Annotated in this window: 4 protein-coding genes; 3 read left to right on the forward strand and 1 reads right to left on the reverse strand. The window is 62.3% G+C overall.

What is annotated here, in order from left to right; translation table 11 throughout:
- The first annotated feature begins 73 nt into the window (after positions 1 to 73).
- The 3 genes from rplU (at position 74) to obgE (ending at position 1,907) form a co-directional block, all read left to right on the forward strand.
- Entirely contained in the window at positions 74 to 382 is a 309-nt protein-coding gene (rplU, locus tag B2527_RS15415) for a 50S ribosomal protein L21 (protein ID WP_282269142.1), read from the forward strand.
- Between the two features lie 19 nt (positions 383 to 401).
- Complete coding sequence (rpmA, locus tag B2527_RS15420; protein WP_293715524.1) at positions 402 to 662, forward strand: 50S ribosomal protein L27; 261 nt, start codon at positions 402 to 404, stop codon at positions 660 to 662.
- Positions 663 to 848: 186 nt separating this feature from the next.
- Positions 849 to 1,907, forward strand: coding sequence for a GTPase ObgE (gene obgE / locus B2527_RS15425; RefSeq protein ID WP_293715527.1), 1,059 nt, complete (start codon positions 849 to 851; stop codon positions 1,905 to 1,907).
- A gap of 355 nt (positions 1,908 to 2,262) precedes the next feature.
- Here the strand turns inward: obgE and rpsT are convergent, their stop codons facing one another.
- Positions 2,263 to 2,532, reverse strand: coding sequence for a 30S ribosomal protein S20 (rpsT, locus tag B2527_RS15430; RefSeq protein WP_057629708.1), 270 nt, complete (start codon positions 2,530 to 2,532; stop codon positions 2,263 to 2,265).
- Between the last annotated feature and the right edge of the window lie 42 nt (positions 2,533 to 2,574).

The following is a 2,574-nucleotide window of genomic DNA, read 5'->3' on the forward strand; positions in this document are numbered from 1 at the left end:
CGGTAAAATCCCGCTTCTGTCCGCCCTCGATGGCGGGCACGGCGACCACAATAACTACAGAGGAAGTCTGGTCATGTACGCAGTTCTGGTAACTGGCGGTAAGCAGTACCGCGTCGTTCAGGGTGAAACCCTGCGCGTGGAAAAACTCGAAGTCGAAGCCGGCAACGAGATCAAGTTCGACAACATCCTGATGCTCGGCGATGCCGATGGCATCAAGCTGGGTGACGCGCTGAAGGGCGCTTCGGTGACCGCCAAGGTTGTGGCCCACGGCCGCGCCGACAAGGTCCGGATCATCAAGTTCCGTCGCCGCAAGCACCACATGAAGCGTCAGGGTCACCGTCAGTACTACACCGAAATCGAAATCACCGGCATCGCCGGCTAATTGCTAAGGAGAATCCGTCATGGCACATAAAAAGGGCGTAGGTTCCTCGCGCAACGGTCGCGATTCCAACCCGAAATACCTCGGCGTCAAGATCTTCGGTGGCCAGGCCATCGAAGCTGGCAACATCATCGTGCGTCAGCGCGGCACCCAGTTCCACCCGGGTACCGGCGTCGGCCTGGGCCGTGACCACACGCTGTTCGCGCTGGTGGATGGCAAGGTTGAGTTCACGGTGAAGGGTGCCAACAAGCGCCGCACCGTCAACGTCGTCACGGAAGCCTGATTCCGGACACGCAAGCCGCCCATGCTTCGGTGTGGGCTGCTGACGAGAGCCCCGCTTCGGCGGGGTTTTTCGTTGGTTGAAGAACATTTCGCGGGCATCCTGGCCCGTTTTCCCCGGCAGCGCCGGGGCCGGTAGAATCCAGCGGTCGGGCAGCTTGCCTGCCGCCATCAGTGGGCAACCAGAATCATGAAACTTGTAGACGAAGCGGAGATCCAGGTCACCGCTGGTAATGGCGGTAACGGCTGCATCGGCTTTCGCCGCGAGAAGTTCATTCCACTGGGTGGCCCGGACGGTGGTGACGGTGGCGACGGCGGCAGTGTGTGGATCCGTGCCGACGAAAACCTGAACACCCTGGTCGATTTTCGCCATGACCGCATTTTCAAGGCGCAGCGCGGCGAGAACGGCATGGGTCGGCAGGCGTATGGCAAGGGCGGCGAAGATCTGGTTATCACCGTGCCGGTCGGTACTGTTGTCATCAATGTCGCCACCGATGAGGTCATCGGTGACATGACCGTGCATGGTGATCGTCTGCTGGTGGCCAAGGGCGGCAAGGGTGGCTTGGGCAACATGCACTTCAAGAGCTCCACCAACCGCGCGCCGCGTCAGGCGCTGCCGGGCGAGGAGGGAGAGGAGCGCCTGCTCAAGCTGGAGCTGAAGCTGCTGGCCGACGTGGGCCTGCTGGGCTTCCCCAATGCCGGCAAGAGCACCCTGATCCGTGCCGTTTCGGCGGCGACGCCAAAGGTGGCCGATTACCCGTTCACCACTTTGTACCCGAACCTGGGTGTGGTGAAGGTTGAGAATTACCGCAGCTTCGTGATCGCCGATATTCCGGGCTTGATCGAGGGTGCGGCCGATGGTGCTGGCCTGGGCGCGCAGTTCCTGCGTCACCTGCAGCGCACCCGTCTGTTGCTGCACCTCGTCGACATCTCGCCGATGGAGGGTGGCGTGGAAGGCATCTCACCGATCGAGCAGGTGCGTGCCATCGAGCGCGAGCTGGGCAAGCACGACCCGGAGCTGCTGAAGAAGCCGCGCTGGCTGGTGCTGAACAAGGCCGACCTGATGTTCGAGGACGAGGCCAAGGCGGCTGCCGAGCAGGTGGTGGCCGAGCTGGGCTGGGAGCAGCCCTGGTATCTGGTGTCGGCCTTGGGCCGTGAGGGCACCTGGCCGATCATGAAGGACATCATGGCTTTCTTTGACCAGCAGAAGATGCTGGAGGAAGAGGAGCGTCACGCGCAGGGCCTTTGATTCAACGGGCCAGTGGTGGATCAGGAGCGCCGCTTCCTTTACGGGAAGCGGCGTTTTTGTAGTGCCGAGCCATGCTCGGCAGAGGCGTTACTGGCGAAGCCTCTGCCGAGCATGGCTCGGCACTACCGGCTGGCTTTATCGGGAAAGCCCCTGCCGAGCATGGCTCGGCACTACCGGCTGGCTTTACCGGGAAGGCCTCTGCCGAGCATGGCTCGGCACTACCGGCTGGCTTTGTCGGGAAAGCCCCTGCCGAGCATGGCTCGGCACTACAGGTGAAATCGCGGGCAATAAAAAACCCGACACAAGGTCGGGCTTTTCATGCCGGGAGTCTTGCGACCCCTGGTGATCGCGCGGATCAGGCAGCCTTGATGGCCTTGATGCGGGCGGTCAGACGGCTCTTGTGACGCGCAGCCTTGTTCTTGTGAATCAGGCCACGGGCGCTGAAACGGTCGAGGATCGGCTGGGCGACGGCGAAGGCTGCCTCGGCGCCGGCGGCGTCGTTGGCGTCCAGAGCCTTGATCACCTTCTTGACGGCGGTGCGCAGCATCGAACGCTGAGCCGTGTTACGCGCGTTGCGCACAACGGTCTGCTTGGCGCGCTTCTTGGCGGACTTGATATTGGCCACAGTGGTGGTTTCCTGAAAATCGATGTGGTGGGAACAGCAAGC

The sequence above is a fragment of the Stenotrophomonas sp. UBA7606 genome (assembly GCF_002477705.1).
In the GTDB taxonomy this organism is placed as follows: domain Bacteria; phylum Pseudomonadota; class Gammaproteobacteria; order Xanthomonadales; family Xanthomonadaceae; genus Stenotrophomonas.